Source organism: Polaribacter sp., from assembly GCF_965656025.1.
Taxonomy (GTDB): Bacteria; Bacteroidota; Bacteroidia; order Flavobacteriales; family Flavobacteriaceae; genus Polaribacter.
Genome location: NZ_CBFHJT010000032.1, coordinates 1 through 16,932, shown reverse-complemented (window position 1 = coordinate 16,932; position 16,932 = coordinate 1). Strand labels below are relative to the sequence as shown.

The 16,932-nt window shown below is 31.2% G+C and carries 12 protein-coding genes; 6 read left to right on the top strand and 6 right to left on the bottom strand.

From position 1 onward, the window contains the following. Window positions 1–244: 244 nt before the first annotated feature. Entirely contained in the window at window positions 245–3,073 is a 2,829-nt protein-coding gene (locus tag ACTG3S_RS07830; RefSeq protein ID WP_439128796.1) for a VPS10 domain-containing protein, read from the bottom strand. A 362-nt stretch (window positions 3,074–3,435) separates the two neighbouring features. Between ACTG3S_RS07830 and ACTG3S_RS07825 the strand changes: the two genes are divergently transcribed. Beyond that, window positions 3,436–4,791, top strand: coding sequence for a DEAD/DEAH box helicase (locus ACTG3S_RS07825; protein ID WP_439128795.1), 1,356 nt, complete (start codon window positions 3,436–3,438; stop codon window positions 4,789–4,791). Between the two features lie 150 nt (window positions 4,792–4,941). Beyond that, window positions 4,942–6,237: an aminopeptidase P family protein gene (locus ACTG3S_RS07820; RefSeq protein WP_439128794.1), complete on the top strand. Its 1,296-nt coding sequence runs from the start codon at window positions 4,942–4,944 to the stop codon at window positions 6,235–6,237. A 43-nt stretch (window positions 6,238–6,280) separates the two neighbouring features. Here the strand turns inward: ACTG3S_RS07820 and ACTG3S_RS07815 are convergent, their stop codons facing one another. From ACTG3S_RS07815 to ACTG3S_RS07795, 5 genes are all read right to left on the bottom strand, one after another. Beyond that, complete coding sequence (locus ACTG3S_RS07815) at window positions 6,281–7,285, bottom strand: sugar kinase (protein WP_439128793.1); 1,005 nt, start codon at window positions 7,283–7,285, stop codon at window positions 6,281–6,283. Between the two features lie 78 nt (window positions 7,286–7,363). After that, entirely contained in the window at window positions 7,364–8,146 is a 783-nt protein-coding gene (locus ACTG3S_RS07810) for an alpha/beta fold hydrolase (RefSeq protein ID WP_439128792.1), read from the bottom strand. Window positions 8,147–8,633: 487 nt separating this feature from the next. Next, the gene (locus tag ACTG3S_RS07805) at window positions 8,634–9,392 is read right to left on the bottom strand and encodes a DUF481 domain-containing protein (protein WP_439128791.1); all 759 of its coding nucleotides are present in this window, start codon (window positions 9,390–9,392) and stop codon (window positions 8,634–8,636) included. A gap of 41 nt (window positions 9,393–9,433) precedes the next feature. After that, window positions 9,434–10,708 (bottom strand): branched-chain amino acid transport system II carrier protein, encoded by a 1,275-nt coding sequence (brnQ, locus tag ACTG3S_RS07800; RefSeq protein WP_439128790.1) that lies wholly within the window; start codon window positions 10,706–10,708, stop codon window positions 9,434–9,436. A 2-nt stretch (window positions 10,709–10,710) separates the two neighbouring features. Further along, on the bottom strand, window positions 10,711–12,261 hold the full coding sequence (locus ACTG3S_RS07795; RefSeq protein ID WP_439128789.1) for a serine hydrolase: 1,551 nt from the start codon (window positions 12,259–12,261) through the stop codon (window positions 10,711–10,713). Between the two features lie 45 nt (window positions 12,262–12,306). Here ACTG3S_RS07795 and ACTG3S_RS07790 point away from each other — a divergent pair, with 45 nt between their 5' ends. From ACTG3S_RS07790 to ACTG3S_RS07775, 4 genes are all read left to right on the top strand, one after another. Continuing rightward, window positions 12,307–13,092 carry an alpha/beta fold hydrolase gene (locus ACTG3S_RS07790; protein WP_439128788.1) on the top strand — a complete coding sequence of 262 codons (786 nt, stop codon included), beginning with the start codon at window positions 12,307–12,309 and terminating at the stop codon, window positions 13,090–13,092. Between the two features lie 61 nt (window positions 13,093–13,153). After that, the gene (locus ACTG3S_RS07785) at window positions 13,154–14,998 is read left to right on the top strand and encodes a cystathionine beta-synthase (RefSeq protein WP_439128809.1); all 1,845 of its coding nucleotides are present in this window, start codon (window positions 13,154–13,156) and stop codon (window positions 14,996–14,998) included. A 110-nt stretch (window positions 14,999–15,108) separates the two neighbouring features. Continuing rightward, the gene (locus tag ACTG3S_RS07780; RefSeq protein WP_439128787.1) at window positions 15,109–16,221 is read left to right on the top strand and encodes a helix-turn-helix domain-containing protein; all 1,113 of its coding nucleotides are present in this window, start codon (window positions 15,109–15,111) and stop codon (window positions 16,219–16,221) included. Between the two features lie 148 nt (window positions 16,222–16,369). Beyond that, the coding region (locus ACTG3S_RS07775) for a carboxypeptidase-like regulatory domain-containing protein (protein WP_439128786.1) at window positions 16,370–16,932 on the top strand (563 nt) is incomplete at its 3' end.

Sequence of the window (16,932 nt, the reverse complement as noted above, 5' to 3'; positions counted from 1 at the left end):
CTTTTTAAATCTGATTGAGCACTGGTAGAGATTACAAGTGAAAAGAATATAATTGGTAAGAATTTTTTCATCTATGAATATAATTTACAACAATGAATTTTATGGTTTTTAACTTCAGCCTAAATTGTAAAAGAGTTTGGCTAAAGTCAATTGCATATAATTTGTTTAACACCCAACTAATATTGGATGCAATTAAAATATTTAATGAAACCCTTCAAGTTTTAAAAACCTGAAGGGCCCTGTATTATTTTATTTCAAATTCACTTTCTGCATCTCCAATTTTTACGGTATACTTCCCTTTTGGAAGGTAATAAATACCATTTTGAGCTTTACTTATAGTTGCTTTTTTATTCTTTTTCTCAAAAGCTCTTTTACCTCTTTTAGAGAATGAAACATCAAATTTTGCAATGTTATATCCTTTTGTAGCATCTATTTCTAGAGAGTTTACTTTTACATCATCATTAAAAATAGCTACAGTAACTTTTTGATTTGATTTTGCATAAAAAGGAATGTTAATTTCTGGTGTGTAAGCGTCTCTCCATTGGCTCCAAGAACGCCCCCAATTTCTACTTTTTCTAATTGAGTTTATTCCAAAAACATGTGTTGATTTTGCCAAAACATCCTCAGTCATTTTTTGTAGATTAGCAATATTGGTTTTGTACAAACTTCTACCATGTGTACCCACAATTAAATCTTTAGCCGTTGGTTGTACAAAAACATCGTGCACAGCTACATTTGGTAAATTGTTTGCAAAGGCTTCCCAAGAATTTCCTTGATTGAAGGTTACATACAACCCATTATCTGTTCCTAAATACAATACATTTTCGTTTGCTGGGTCTTCTTTAATTACGTTTACTGGTGATGTTGGTATGTTATTACTAATGTTTTTCCAAGTTTGTCCATAATCATTAGACATGTACACATAAGTTGTAAAATCATCAAATCGATAACCGTTTAAGGTTGCGTAGACACGTTCTTTTTTATGTGCTGATGCAATGACTCTTGAAACCCATAAATTTTGAGGTAAATTGTTAGAAATTCGTGTCCAACTTCCTCCTCCATTTTTGGTTATATTGATGTATCCATCATCTGAACCCACATAAATTAACCCAAATTGAAACGGACTTTCTGAAATGGTGGTTAAGGTTCCATAAGCCACATTTCCTTTTTTGCCCCCTGTAGTTAAATCGCCAGAAATGGTTTCCCAATCATCACCTTTATTTAAAGATCTATGTAGTTTATTTCCTCCTAAATATAAAATATCCTGATTGTGTTTAGATAAGTGAATGGGTGTTTGCCAATTGAATCTATAAGGAGTTTCTCCCAACGTATGTTTGGGTTGAATGTATTCACTTTTACCAGTTTCTCTATTAATTCTGTAATAATTTCCAAACTGATAACCTGTGTATACAATATTTGGGTTTCTATCATCAACTTGCACCTGCATTCCATCTCCTCCCATAATTGACTCATATGGATTTTGACCAGATGCTTGCCATTGTTTATTTATTCTCGCATTGTTGTTTGCAACCCAAACACCATTGTCTTGCAAGCCACCATAGACTTTATAATTTTTCTGATTGTCTGCATAGACTGAGTAAAATTGCCCAACTGCAGGGTCATTTAGTTTTATCCAATTTTCGCCATCATCATAAGACAAGTTTAAACCACCATCATTACCATTTAAAATATGACCCGATTTTTTAGGATTTATCCACAATGCTTGATGATCTGAATGTACGTTTTCTCTACTGATAGATGTAAATGTTTTTCCCCCATCTTTAGATTTAATTATTGGAACACCTAAAACGTAAATTCCATTTTCGTTTTGTAAATCCACACGAATTTCACCAAAATAATAACCATAAGAACTGTAAACGCCATCTAAATAATCTTTGTGTGTTTTTTTCCAAGATTTACCTCCATTTGTTGTTTTAAAAACCTCTGCACCAATAACCTGTGTGTCAAACAACATGGCATTTGCATCTTCTAAATAACTTGCTAAATCTACAGGTTTTACAGTGCCAACACGCACCATTTGCTTTACATTTTCTGCTCTGTATTTTTCTTGAAAACCGTTATTTTTTAAATACGTATTTAGTTTTTTATCAGACAGACTTAAAAAATCTGAAGTAGACATGGTTTTAAAATCTTCTTTGGTTAAAGCGTCTGAAGGTTTTTTTGTTTTGCCTTTTGGCCTTCTAAACTGACTGTCATGCAAAGCATAAACTGTACTTTCATTAAAAACTGCTAAACCAATTCTACCCACACCATCTCCTGTTGGGAAACCTGAATTATCACTAATTTTTGTCCAAGTTGTACCTGCATCAGTACTTTTATAAATGGCTGAGTTATTTCCATCTCCATCAAAATTCCAAGCTTTACGGTCTCTTTCCCAAGAAGCTGCGTACATAATGTTAAAATTTTCTGGCGCAACAGCTACATCTATAATTCCAGTATCGTTATTTATAAATAAAGTTTTTGTCCATGTTTTACCAGCATCTGTAGTTTTAAAAACTCCTCTTTCTGGGTTTGGAGAATATAAATGACCTATAACACCCACAATAACTTCGTTTGCATTATTTGGGTTGATAAGAATTCTACTAATATGATGCGAATCTGGTAAACCAACATTTGTCCATGTTTTACCTTTATCTATAGATTTTAACATTCCAATACCTGCGTAAGAAGAACGCGATGAGTTTTTTTCTCCTGTACCAACCCAAATGGTTCCTGAGTACCAATCTACAGCAATATCTCCGATATTTTGTGTGGGTGAGTTGTCTAAAACCGGCGTAAAAGTAGTTCCATTATTGTTGGTGTGCCACAAACCACCTGAAGCATACCCAACATAAAATTCAGTTGGATTTTCTGGATTTACAGCAACATCTGCAACACGTCCACTCATTACTGTTGGTCCAATATTGGTAAATTCAATGTTTTTAACCATTGAGGTGTTCATCATCTTTGTTTTTTGCGCTAAAGAATTTTGAACAACTGTTGAATTTGTTGGTGTTTGTGCCAACAATGATGCCGAAAAACACAGTATTAAAAAATTAAAAAAAGTTTTCATAAGAAATAGGTTTGGTTTTTAAAATGATGAAATTACTACTTGTAAAATCAATATCAAAAAAATTAACAAGTTTTAAGTTTTTATTGATTTCTTTTTTAAGTATTTGATAGGCTTTTAAGTTTTGAAATTTGGTTTTAAATAAGCCTTTTGCGTTAGGGATTGAACTGTTTGTTTGAGCTCTTTTTGAGGAACGAAAAAAAGCGAGTAGTGAAAGCCTGTTAAAACGCCCAAAAAAGGAATCTAAAATAGGAAATGATATTGGAAAGTTTTGTAAGACCTTGCAGAAAAACTTGCTTCAAGTTTAAAGAACGTATCTTTGCAGCAGAAATAGCGACATCAATACTATTTTGTAATAATTATATATGACATTTAAAGATTTAGGTTTATCTGATTCAATTTTAAAAGCAGTTGAAGAAAAAGGATATACAAAACCATCTCCCATTCAAGAAAAAGCGATTCCACATATTTTAAAAGGTAAAGATATTTTAGCCTCTGCACAAACAGGTACAGGTAAAACCGCTGGTTTTACATTGCCCGTTTTACAATATTTATCGGAAACAAAACACCCAAAATATAGACCTTTACGTGCGTTGGTTTTAACGCCAACTAGAGAATTAGCTGCGCAAGTTTATGATAACGTTAGAGAGTACAGCAAGTATTTAAACATTTATTCTGCTGTGGTTTTTGGCGGTGTAAAAGCTACAAAACAAATAGCAACCTTAAAAAGAGGTGTGGATATTTTAGTAGCAACTCCTGGTAGATTGCTAGATTTACACGACCAAAAAGCGGTTTCTTTTAAACGTGTAGATGTGTTAATTTTAGATGAAGCAGATAGAATGTTAGACATGGGTTTTGTTAGAGACATTAACAAAATTATCAGTTTTATGCCTGCAAAAAGGCAAAACTTACTGTTTTCTGCAACTTTTTCTAATGATATTAAAAAATTGGCTGCGGGTATTTTAAGAAATCCTGTTTCTGTAGAAACTGCACCACAAAATTCCACCGCAAAAAAAGTAACACACAAGGTATATAAAGTTGATAAAAAACGAAAAACAGAATTGGCTATTAAGCTGATAAAAGACAACAATTGGTCTCAAGTTTTAATGTTTACAAGAACCAAACATGGTGCTAATAAGTTAACTCAAAAACTGATAAAAGCGGGTATTTCTGCCGCTGCAATTCATGGAAATAAAAGCCAAGGAGCCAGAACAAAAGCGTTGAAAAACTTTAAAGAAAATACTATTAAAATTTTAGTAGCTACAGATATTGCTGCTCGTGGTTTAGACATTCCTTTATTACCACACGTTATTAATTACGAATTACCAAATGTACCCGAAGATTATGTACATAGAATTGGTAGAACTGGTAGAGCAGGTGCTGCTGGAGAAGCTATTTCTTTTGTTTGTAGTGAAGAAACTGAATACCAAAACGAAATAGAAAAGTTGTTGCAAGAAAAATTAAAATCTACCATTTTAGAAGATTTTGAACCTACCGACACCGCACCACCAAAAAGAGCTGCTACACAGAGTAAAAAGTCTTTTGGTAAAAAAAATAAAGGCGGTGAAAACTCTCGTGATTCCAATAAAAAAAGAGCTGCTGAAACAAGTTCGACATCTAAGAGAAAACCAAAAAGAAAACCTCATTTTAAAGGAAATAAACCTAATGGAGCTACTTCTGGTAGAGGTAGAACTGGAGCTCCTAAAAAGAAACGTTTTTAGGATTTATAAAATAGCAATCTAAAAGTTACTCCATTCATTAAAATTTATACCACATAGAAAATTACTTTACAACTTCTATGTGGTTATTCGGTACCACATTTCATGTTGGCATTTAGATTTCTTACCTTTGAGTTTTAAATATTATTCGACATGAAATACCATAAAATAGATACCCAATTATTTGTAAAAAACCGTAAAAACTTTGCTTCTCAAATGAAGCGAAACAGTATTGCTGTTTTTAACTCTAATGATGTTTATCCAATTTCTGCAGACAGCACGATGCCTTTTCAGCAACACAGAGATATTTTTTATTTATCTGGTGTAGATCAAGAAGAGAGTATTTTAATGCTGTTTCCTGATTGCCCAAATGAAAATTTGAGAGAAGTGTTGTTTTTAACAGAAACCAATGCGCATATTGCTGTTTGGGAAGGAGAAAAATTAACGAAAGAAGCTGCGTTTGAAACCTCTGGAATTAAAACTGTTTATTGGTTACAAGATTTAGAAAAAGTATTGTTTGAGATGGCATCTTACGCAGATACTTTTTATATAAACACGAATGAGCATTACAGAGCAAATGTAGAAACAGAAACCAGAGAAGACCGCTTTACAAAATGGTTGTTGGCTAAATATCCTGCACATGCTGTAGCAAAAAGTAATCCTATTTTACAGCGTTTGCGCTCTGTAAAAGACCAAATTGAATTGGATTTGATGCAACAAGCTTGTAATATTACAGAAAAAGGGTTTAGACGCATTTTAAACTTTATAAAACCGGGTGTTTGGGAGTATGAAATTGAAGCCGAATTGCTACATGAATATGTAAAAAACAGGTCTAAAGGGTTTGCATATACACCAATTATAGCTTCAGGTAACAATGCCAACGTTTTACACTATACAGTAAACAACCAGCAATGTAAAGCGGGTGATTTAATTTTGTTTGATACAGCTGCAGAATATGCAAACTATGCTAGTGATTTGTCTAGAACTGTACCTGTTTCAGGTACATTTACAGACCGACAAAAAGCAGTATACAATGCTGTAAACAATGTTAAAAAAGAAGCTACAAAATTATTAGTTCCTGGTACTATTTGGAAAGAATATCATATAGAAGTTGGTAAATTGATGACATCAGAATTATTAAAACTAGGTTTGTTAGACAAAGCTGATGTGCAAAACGAAGACAAAAATTGGCCTGCTTACAAAAAATACTTTATGCATGGTACAAGCCATCATATTGGTTTAGATACACATGATTACGGTCTATTGCATGAGCCAATGCAAGCGAATAACGTATTTACAGTAGAACCTGGTATTTATATTCCTGATGAAGGTTTTGGTATTCGTTTAGAAGATGATGTTGTGATTCAAGAAAAAGGAGAACCTTTTAATCTGATGGGTAATATTCCTATTGAAGCAGACGAAATTGAAGATATTATGAACCAGTCATAGACTGGATTCAATATAAAAAAGCGAGTTTTTACACTCGCTTTTTTTATCTTTTTAACCTTCCTGTAGTATTTCCTTCTAGAATACTAATTACCTCCTCTTCTATAGCGTAATTTACATCACCCAAATACGTGTGTTTTATGGCGCATGCTGCAGAACCAAATTGCATGGCTTTAAAATCTTCAAATTTTTGTAGACCATGTATTAAGCCAGCTGCAAAAGCGTCACCAGTACCAATTCTATCCACAATATGTGTAATATCTATATCTTCAGTTTCTCTAAATTCAATACCATTCCACATTCTTGCTCTTATTTTATGCCAAGAAGAATTAATGGATGTTCTAATCTTATCAAACACTTTTTCTATTGAAGGATACTTTGCGATTAATTGTTTACTTGCTTCTATAAAATCTTTGTTAGAATACGAAAAATCGGTTTCTAAAAGCTCGTTAATTTCATTAATCCCACCAATAAAGACAGTAGAATACGATACCATTTCAGATAAAACTTCTTTTGGATTTTCTCCATAATTCCACAAACCACTTCTATATGTTGGGTCTGCAGAAATTTGCATTCCTTTTTCTTTTGCCAGTTTTAAACCCTCTAAAAGTGTTTCTTTACTTCCTTTATTTAAGGCAGGTGTAATACCTGTCCAATGAAACCATTTGCCCTTTTTTAAAGCGGTTTGCCAATCTACCATTTTTGGCTGAATTTCAGAAAAAGAGGAATGCGAACGATTGTAAGAAATAGCACTTGGTCTAATTACGGCACCAACTTCTAAAAAATAGACACCCAATGGTCTTTTAGAGCGCACAATTGCAGATGTACTTACACCAAATTTTCTTAAATAAGAAATGGCTGTATCACCTATAAAATCATCAGAAATACAAGAAATATGTTTTACATCTCCACCAAAATTTGCAATCGAAATACCCACATTTAATTCTGTTCCTCCAAAATAAAACTCTACGTTATTGGATTGGATAAATTTTTTGTTTCCTCGAGGGGAAATTCGCATTAAAACCTCACCAAAAGTAATTATTTGATTCATCATATAAACTTTAAAAAATGTAAAGATAATTGATAAATGTTAAAAAATTAACAAAGAAAGTGATGAAATCCTAGTTTTTTATGCCAAAGATTCAATAAACTTAATGGTTTCTGTATTAAACATTTCTGGTTGCTCTACATTTACAACATGCCCACAATTATTGATTACAAATAAGGAAGAAGTTACGTGTTTAGCTACTATATTTTTAATAGAAGGTAAAAACAAATGATCTTCTGAACCCATAACATATAAAGTGGGTATTTTGATGTCTTTTGTTCTAAAAAAACGCAACAAAGGATTTATTTCTGAAGTAAGTTTAAACCACCTAATAAACTCTTTCTGATAGAGTTTTTTGGCTTCGTTGACAAACAACAATCTCGATTTTTTATGATTTTTCTTTGGCATGATTATAAATGCAAAAAGCTTGTATAAAAGCATGTAGGGGACAACAGATTTAAAAACGTTTCCTACTTTCATAAGTACTTGCGAGCGAAAATTCATTTTAATAATAGCACCTCCCATAACCATACTTTTAACCAATTCTGGTCTTTTTTCTGCCAAATTTCTAATAAGAATGGTACCTAAAGAAATACCTACAAAATGAGATTTTTTAATTTTTAAAAAATCGATGACCTCTACAATATCTTTGGTAATTGAATCAAACGTATACTTAGGATTAAACGTATCTTTTAAAGAAGGTTTACTATTGCCATGGCCTCTTAAATCTAAAATTAGCACGTTAAAATGCTTTTTAAAATCACGCACTTGCTTAAACCAAATAGAACTGCTACCTCCTGCACCATGTACAAAAGTTACCCATTCTTTAGAATCTTTATGTGGATATGAATAATAGTTTAACAAATGTTTTTTTAAAACTGAAAATTATAAAACGAAAAGCAAAAATAAACTATTTTATTTTGATGCGCTTTTATTTATAATTGTTTAAAATAGCTTTAAATTGAAACATAAAATCTATAAATTGTCTATTGTGAACAAACCACAAGTTCTCTGGAAGTCAAACACTAAATTTTCAAAAGGTACTTGAGAAGTTGGTCTATTTTAAATTTATTTAATTGCTAACTTATACCCAACTCCAAAAATATTAATGAGCTAAATACTGGAATCTTCTTGTCGTTTTTTAAGTAATCTAGAAATAAGTATTTAAACTTCTTCTTCGATTTGCAACTAATAAAATGTTAGTTTTAAACGTAAAGGTTGAGAGCTATTTTTGTGAAAAAAAGAAAAAAACGATTTTATTATTTAAATTTTCGTCCAAAGTTTTTACTCATAAAACTTGGAAAATGTTACATAAAATTCAACTAATCAAATCAATTTGCGAATAAAAAGTCTAAAAACTTTTTAAAGTAAAGCCAAAAGTTAAAAATTTATCTTGTTGCTTTTGATTTTGTATTACTAAACTCTCAAAAGTATGCAGATAATTCACTTTAAAATTTAAGTATTTCCAGACGGGTAATTCTAAACCAACATCAGCCTGCCATCTGTAATTATTTTGTTTATTTAAAGAAGGTTGCACATAACTTTCGTGGGTAATAATTATTTTTTTCTTGAATAAGTGATACTTTCCATTTAACCAAACCGTTCCACGCATTGTACTTATACTTTCTTGTCCATTATAATCTGCAATATTAAAATTAGTTTTTGTAAAATTTGTGTGCTCGTATTCGCTACTTAAAGAAAGTTTTAACCAACTCTTTTCTGTATTTATAAGTTGATAGGTAATACCAGCACCAAAAAGATATCGAACATCAATTTCTCTTCTAAAATTGGTACTTACAAAACCTAATAATAAAGGGTATAGTTTTTTCTCAGGATTTAAATACAAAAAATTTAAACTCAAAATATCTTCATCTGCTTTAGTACCCCCAAAAGCTTGATAAACATATGAGTTCTGTGTTTTAAAAACCCAATTTTTTATAGGTACAAAACTCACATCTGTTTTAGCTCTAAAAATAAAAGTTTCTACGTTTCCTGCTTGCCAGAAACCTGTTAAAGATAATTTTGCTTTTACCTTAAGTGTATCACTTTCGTTTATTTGAGCTGATAATAAGAAAGGCACAAAAAAAATGCAGTAAAAAAACTTTTTCATTATAGTAGATTTTAACTTGTAAAAACAACTACAAAAATAAACTATTGTATTTTTTTAGAAATTAAATTTACCCCTACAAAAACCAAACAAGCAGGAATTACCCAACCCAAACTAAATTTACCCAAAGGAATTAAGTTTTTTAAATAAACCGCAAAACTTTCTGAACCTGGTATAAAAATCAAAAAATCGGGAATACTAAAAAGAAAAGTTACCAAAACAACTGCTCTAAAAACTGTTTTTGAAGCATATTTATCTGGAAAAAGATTCAACAATATTAGAATAATGGTAATTGGGTATAAAAACATTAAAGAGGGAACTGCCAAAGTAATGATAAAATCAACTTGATAACTCCCAACGATAATACCAATTACAGAAGCAATTGCAGCTGTAATAATATATGCTTTTTTTGAGTTATTACAAATGCCTTTGATGTAATCTGCAGTACCAGTTACAATACCAACAGCAGTTGTAAAACAAGCCAAAGCTACCAACACACTTAAAAAAGTAGTACCTAAATTACCTAAAGTTTGTGTGCTTAAACTGGTTAAAACTTCAGTTCTAGAAGCATTTTCTGCAAAAGTTGATGAAAATAAAGTACCGCTTAAAATTAAGCCACCATAAATAAGTAACAAACCAGTACCTGCAATAAAACCGGCTTTTCTAATCAGTTTTCTTTTTTCTTTAAAAGTGTTATGATTGCTGTAATTTAACGAAATGATAATTACAGCACCTACAACCACACCTGCAATCGCATCAAAAGTTTGGTAACCTTCTAAAATACCGTCTACAAAAGGTGTTTTAAATGTGCTTGGTGTACTATTTCCTGGTGATGAAAATATTGCGATTCCTATAATAATTAGTAAAATTAAAACAATAATAGGCGTTAAAAATTTACCTATCAAACTAATAATTTTAGAACGATTAATAGCAAACAAAAACACCAAAATAAAGTAAATAATACTGGTAACAATTGCTGGCGAATCAAAAAATGGCTGAATTGCCATTTCATGTGTTACTGCTGCAGTTCTTGGAGAAGGAATTGCAAAAGCTATGATATAAATTAAAAAGCAAAAAACAGTGCTAAAAAGTGGCGAAACTTTTTTACCAAAATCGTACAAAGTACCTTGTAATTTTGCGTGTGCAAAAATGGCTAAAATTGGTATTGCTATTCCTGTAATTATAAAACCTAAAACTACAATCCACCAATCTGCGCCAGCTTTTGCGCCTAAATTGGGTGGTAAAATTAAATTTCCTGCGCCAAAAAATAACGAGAAAAGTGCAAAACCACCAATCCAAATTTCTTTTGTTTTGTTCAAAATTAATTTACTTTTTTAAGATTTAAATCATGAAAATCGAAACTAAAATCGGTTATTGGCGCAATGTATTTCATGGTTGCATTTGTAGCATTGCCTTTTTCATCAAACGAAAAATTAACAAAAACATCTGCATCAAAACTTCTGTTGTTCCATTTTGCAACGTAAGTAGTTTGGTTGTAAGATAATAATTCACCTACAATGTCTGTAGATCTTTTACTTTTTATAGTATAAGAATTTCCATCAAAAGAAATAGAGATATCACCAAACCAAGCATCTGTGTAAGTTCCTACAATCTGACTTGGTTTTGGTATGGTTTTATCATTTTTAGCCAAAGCTACTTTGTTGTAAACACTTGCTTTTATACTATCATTATATTGTAAATAATTGGTATTTCTATCACCATACATCTTTAACCAATTTCTGTCCTTATAACCTAAATAACTGTCTTTTATCGAGTTTGTAATGGTATTAAATGCATTACCATTCATTTGATTGGTTAGCACAATAATTGCCAAATCTAACTCTGGAATCATGGTAAATTGTGTAACTGTACCTAACAAACCACCTGTATGATACACTTGTTTGTAACCTCCTTTTACATCCATTAAAAACCAACCCAAACCATATCCTCTAAAATGGGCATTGTACCAATCGCCTTTGCCAACTTTTAAGGGAGTTTGCAGTTGCCAAAGTTCATGAAACTGTTTTTCACTCAACAAACGTTTTCCATCTTCAGTTACAGCATCATTCATTAAAAATTGGGCCCAAGTTAACATGTCTTTTACGTTGCTTACAATTCCGCCTGCTGCATTTGCTGTTTCACTCCAATCATGTGGAATTTGCACTACTTTACCTTCTGTTCTGGTGTGCGCATCAATAATATTAGATTTGTCTGAAACTCTGTTATAAGAAGCTTTACTGCTGGTCATTCCAACAGGTTTCATTATTTTTTGTTCTATAAATTCCTCCCAAGAAAGTCCGCTAACACGTTTTAAAACTTCGCCAGCTATAATAAACATGTTGTTATTGTAAGCAAATTTGCTTCTAAAAGAACTTTCTGGTTTTAGGTGTTTTACATTGTTGATGACATCTGTTACTGTAAAATCATTTCCTTCTGGAAAAAACATCAAATCTCCAGCACCTAAGCCCATACCACTTCTATGAGTTACCAAATCTCTAACAGTAAATTGTTCTGTAACCCAAGCATCATATAATTGAAATTCTGGAATGTGTTTTCGCACTTTATCATCCCAGTTTAATTTGCCAGCATCTACCATCATCGCCAAAGCAAAACACGTAAAACCCTTACTATTAGAAGCGACACCCACTAAGGTATTTGGATTCATGTTTTTTTTATTGGTTAAAGAACGTACACCAAAACCTTTGGCATATGTTATTTTTCCATCCTTTAAAATTCCTACTGAAATTCCTGGAACCTCAAAAGTGTGCAATGTATTTATTATTAAATCATCTAAAACTTTTTCTTCAATTTGGGCAGAAATAAGGGTTGATGAGAACAGAAAAACGAAAAAAAAACTTTTTATAAATTTCATGATGTAGCTTTGTAATTAAAGCTGAAATATACATATTTTTGAGTGATGCAAAAATCTATAATATTTAAAAATGCAAACCTTTCTTTTTCTGACGAAGGAAAAGGAACCGCAATTGTTTTAATTCATGGTTTTTTAGAAAATTCCACCATGTGGGATACTATAAAACCAGCATTTACCAAAAGAAATAGAATTATTACTATTGATTTATTAGGACATGGAAAAAGCGATTGTTTGGGTTATGTGCATTCTATGGAAGTTTTTACAGAAGCAGTAGATGCTATTTTAAAACATTTAAAACTTCGAAAATTTATTTTGGTGGGCCATTCTTTAGGAGGCTATATTTGTTTGCAACTTGCCAAAAATAATCCTAATAAAATAAAGGGGTTGTGCTTATTAAACTCCACTTCTAATGAGGATTCTGAAGAGCGTAAAAAATTACGTTTTAGAGCAAATAAAATGATACAAAAAAACTTTACCAATATGGTTAGAATGTCCTTTGTAAATTTATTTGGCGAAGAAAGTAGAAAAAAATTTAAAACAGCAATAAATACTGCTTTGCAAGAAGCCTTACAAACACCCATACAAGGTTATATAGCCGCCAATGAAGGTATGCGAATTCGTGAAAACAGCAATGCAGTTTTGGTAGAAAACAATTTTAAAAAGTTAATAATTGCTGGTAAAAAAGATCCTGTTTTAGATGTAAAAACTTCTTTGCAAGAAGCTGAAAAAACCAATTCTGAAATTGTGGTTTTAGATGGTGGACACATGAGTCATATTGAAAACAAAGAAGAATTAATTACTACCTTAAAAAGGTTTATAAAGTTGTGTTAACATTTTTTCTTAAAAACTCAATTATTGTACCTTGCAATAACCTTATTTAGAAGACAAAATGATGCAGAGAAATAAATTAGAAGATTTTATAAAAAACGTTTTAGACAATCGCCCAAAAGACTGGTTAGATTTAACCACACATAGATTAGATATTTACAGTGAAGAATTGGCAAAAACTGAATTTCTAAACAATTTTGAAAATATTTTTAATAATAACAGTCTAGATACTGCTTCGTTAAAAAAACTGCCAACCGCTTACGATTACATACGATTAGGGCATCCTTTGTCTTGTGTTTTAGAATGGACTTTGGGCAAGTTGTATCAACTTAAACCAGAAAATATTATCAGTTTTTCTTCTGAAACCATGCCCATTTTGGCTGTTTTAAGAACTAATTTATTGGCAAATAAAAAAACACAAATTTTATATACCAATAAGTTGCCTTCTTCCTTTGATATAGCAAAATTAAAAAATGTTTATGGCTATCAATTTGAAGTACAAGATATTGATTCAGTTTCAGAAATCGCTAGTTTTGATGGAAGCACGCTTTTAATTACAGCACAAAGTGAAATTTCTGAACTTGAACTCCATTCAAATATTGATTTTTACATCAATGTTTATAAAAATTTGGGAAGTGTTTTACTTATAAACGGACCTAATAAAAGTGATTATATTTCAGAAATACAACATGTTAGAAGAAGAGAAACCATTGCAATGACCCCAAGCAATTGTTTATCAGTTTTAAAACCCTTTGCAGAAAACACAACTTTATATGTAGAAAAAGTTGATTTTGAGAAAAACAAAACAAGCGTTATCAATGCTATTTCTAACATCACAAAAGCATATACAAAACCTCTAATTGGTTCTAGTGGATTGTCTGTACAGTTCGCAATTATGATGGGTTTGATAGATTATGCACAAGAAAATTTTGTTGATAAAGCCATTAAATTTGTGGTGCCACCAAATTGTTATGGAGGTACGAATGACCAAGCCAGACGTGTTGCTGCCTGTGCTAAAAATGTAAGTATTGTAGATTTACCTGTAGATGGAGATAATGATATGGTACAAAGTATTCATAAAGTTTTAGACACCATTGCTAAAGAGGATGCCATCCCTTTTATTATTGCAGAAATACCTACAAACCCGAGAGTAGAAGTACCTGATTTGCTAAAATTAGAAGCAGCTTTAAGTAAAGAGCGTAAAACTACAAATGGAAAAGTGGCAATTGCGCCAGTTTTTATTTTAGATCAAACTTTTTGTCCGAATTTTAATTTTTTAGGTGATGGCGAAATACTTTCTAATGTAAGTACCATTTCTTATGCAAGCGGTTCTAAGTTTCCAAGTGGCGGAAAATGTACTGCTGGTTATGTGGTTGGTAACCAAAAAACGGCAAGTTTTGTCGATAAAATAGCAACGCATTTAACAATTTGCAACAATGAAGCAACAGCGCATCAGATGGAAATATTGGCAACACAATTGCCATCTATGAACCAAAGAATAAAAGAGGCTTATGAAAATACACGAGCGTTTGTAAACTATATTCAAAAAACGTTACCAACTGCAAAAATAAACTTTGTTTCAGAAGAATTAGCAGAAGAAGGATTTACACCTTCTGTTTTTTCTTTAGACTTGCCAACAAAAGGAAATTCTGTAGCAGAAAAAGAAAGTTATAAGCGTAAACTGAATCATCAATTAATCAATAAAATGATTACCGAAATTCCTGATGAAAGTAAGTATTGTGTAAGTTATGGACAATTAAAAGGTTGTTATTGGACCATACCTGCAACCTCTACACAAGGCACCACCAAAGAAGGAGATAAAGATTATATTGCTAGAGTTTCTGTATCGCCCAATTTAGATATAGAAAAACATAAAAAAGTGTTTTTAGAGTTTGTAAAGCGTATTTAATTTTTAACGTTGATTAAATAATTGACTTGCAAAAAATAATCTTTTTTATAAACTTCTTGTGACAAACCTTTTTTCACTTTTTAGCTATCTTTGAGACTTTAATAAAAAATATGGAGGGAGTAAGCGTAATTACATTAATATCAATCGTATATTTTTCGCTGTGTATATTATTAGCGTTTTTTTTACTTTCTGTAAAATCAAAAAACAGGATAAGCAATCCGTTATTTGCTACTTTTCTACTTTTAACGGCTATAGATATTAGTGCGTATTTTCATAATTTATTTTTAGATGGTTTTGCTAATATTGTAATGGCAAAAAGTTTGTTTGCCTACTTACAAATGCCTGTTTTATATTTTTATGTATTATCTGTTTGCTATTCAAATTTTAAGCTAAAAAGAAAACACTTACTGCATTTTATACCTTTTGTAATCGGCAATTTAGTGTTGGTAAATAGGTTTTATACTAAGGATGCAACATACATTTCTAACTTATGGCAAGATTTTAATGCTATTTGGGAACTTAAATTTATTCATTTTTCTATCCATCTACAATTTGTGGTTTATATTGTTTTAATGTTTATGGTTCTTAATAAATATCAAGCAATTTACCGTCAAAATTTTTCTGATAATGCCTCTAAAACCTATGAATGGCTGTTTCAATTTACAGTGGTATCTGCAGTGGTACATAGTTTTGTTATTTTAAAAAGTATTTTAAAATATATAGATAATGATGTTAGTTTTCCCATCGCACAAATAGTAGTAAGTGTTATTGGTTTGTCTGTTGTGGTTTGGTTGGTATTTAAAGCCTTAAAACACCCTGATTTGTTTAAAAGTGTAGACTCTGAAACAGAAATTATTGAAAAAAATACACCTAAAGATTCTAATATCGATAAAGAAAAAATTGAGAATGTAATTTCATTAATGAAAACGGAAAAACCGTATTTAAATCCGTCTTTATCTATTAGAAATTTAGCCTCAGAATTAAAAATGAATTCTAGAGAGTTATCGGTTTTAATTAATCAACATTTAAACCAACATTTTTTCGATTTTGTAAACGAATATAGAATTGAAGAAGCAAAATCTATTTTAAAAAACCCAGCTAAAAAAGAGTTTACAGTATTAGAAGTTTTGTACGAAGTTGGTTTTAACTCAAAATCTTCTTTTAATACAGCCTTTAAAAAACACACGGGAACTACACCTACACAGTTTAGGAAAACTGCTTAAAATCAATTACTTAACACAAAGTCGAACGTTTGTAAAATAAAGTCGAACGAATTTCTTTAGAAGAAATCCGTTCGACTTTGTGTTTTCGGTCGCACAAAATGGGTTTGCATTGCACATTTGTATCATCAAAAACAAAAAGATGAAAACAATGAAAACTTTACAGACTTTACTCTTATTATTTTTTACAGCAATATTAAGTGCACAAACAATTTCAGGAAAAGTAACCGACAAAACAGCTGTTATTCCGTTTGCAAATGTTATTCTAAAAGGAAGTAGTGGTAAAATTGTTACAGGAACAACTACAACAGATGGAGGTGCTTTTGAATTGAAAGCATCAAAAGGAAATTATACTTTAGAAATTAGTTTTTTAGGATATGAAACTTTATCAAAAAAAATAATTTTAGATAAGAACATCTATTTAGGTACTTTAATGTTAAAAGAAAATGCACAAGCTTTAGATGAAATTGTGGTAAAAACTGAAAAACGAGTTATCGAAAGAAAGATAGACAGATTGGTTTTTAACGTTGAGAAAAGTGTTGCTGCAACAGGTGGAAATGGTATGGATGTTTTAAGAATTACACCTGGCATTCAACTGCAAAACAACACGCTTTCGATGTTAGGAAAAGGTGAAAGTCAAGTTATGATTAACGGAAGATTATCTCCATTAGCAGGCGAAGATTTAATAGCTTTTTTAAGTGGATTATCTGCAAA

Excerpts from the sequence above, each read along its gene's own strand:
- ACTG3S_RS07785 (WP_439128809.1), top strand. The coding sequence starts at position 13,154 with ATGCAGAGAAATAAATTAGAAGATTTTATAAAAAACGTTTTAGACAAT.
- ACTG3S_RS07825 (WP_439128795.1), top strand. The coding sequence starts at position 3,436 with ATGACATTTAAAGATTTAGGTTTATCTGATTCAATTTTAAAAGCAGTT.
- ACTG3S_RS07790 (WP_439128788.1), top strand. The coding sequence starts at position 12,307 with ATGCAAAAATCTATAATATTTAAAAATGCAAACCTTTCTTTTTCTGAC.
- ACTG3S_RS07820 (WP_439128794.1), top strand. The coding sequence starts at position 4,942 with ATGAAATACCATAAAATAGATACCCAATTATTTGTAAAAAACCGTAAA.
- ACTG3S_RS07830 (WP_439128796.1), bottom strand. The coding sequence starts at position 3,073 with ATGAAAACTTTTTTTAATTTTTTAATACTGTGTTTTTCGGCATCATTG.
- ACTG3S_RS07805 (WP_439128791.1), bottom strand. The coding sequence starts at position 9,392 with ATGAAAAAGTTTTTTTACTGCATTTTTTTTGTGCCTTTCTTATTATCA.
- ACTG3S_RS07815 (WP_439128793.1), bottom strand. The coding sequence starts at position 7,285 with ATGAATCAAATAATTACTTTTGGTGAGGTTTTAATGCGAATTTCCCCT.
- ACTG3S_RS07795 (WP_439128789.1), bottom strand. The coding sequence starts at position 12,261 with ATGAAATTTATAAAAAGTTTTTTTTTCGTTTTTCTGTTCTCATCAACC.
- ACTG3S_RS07780 (WP_439128787.1), top strand. The coding sequence starts at position 15,109 with ATGGAGGGAGTAAGCGTAATTACATTAATATCAATCGTATATTTTTCG.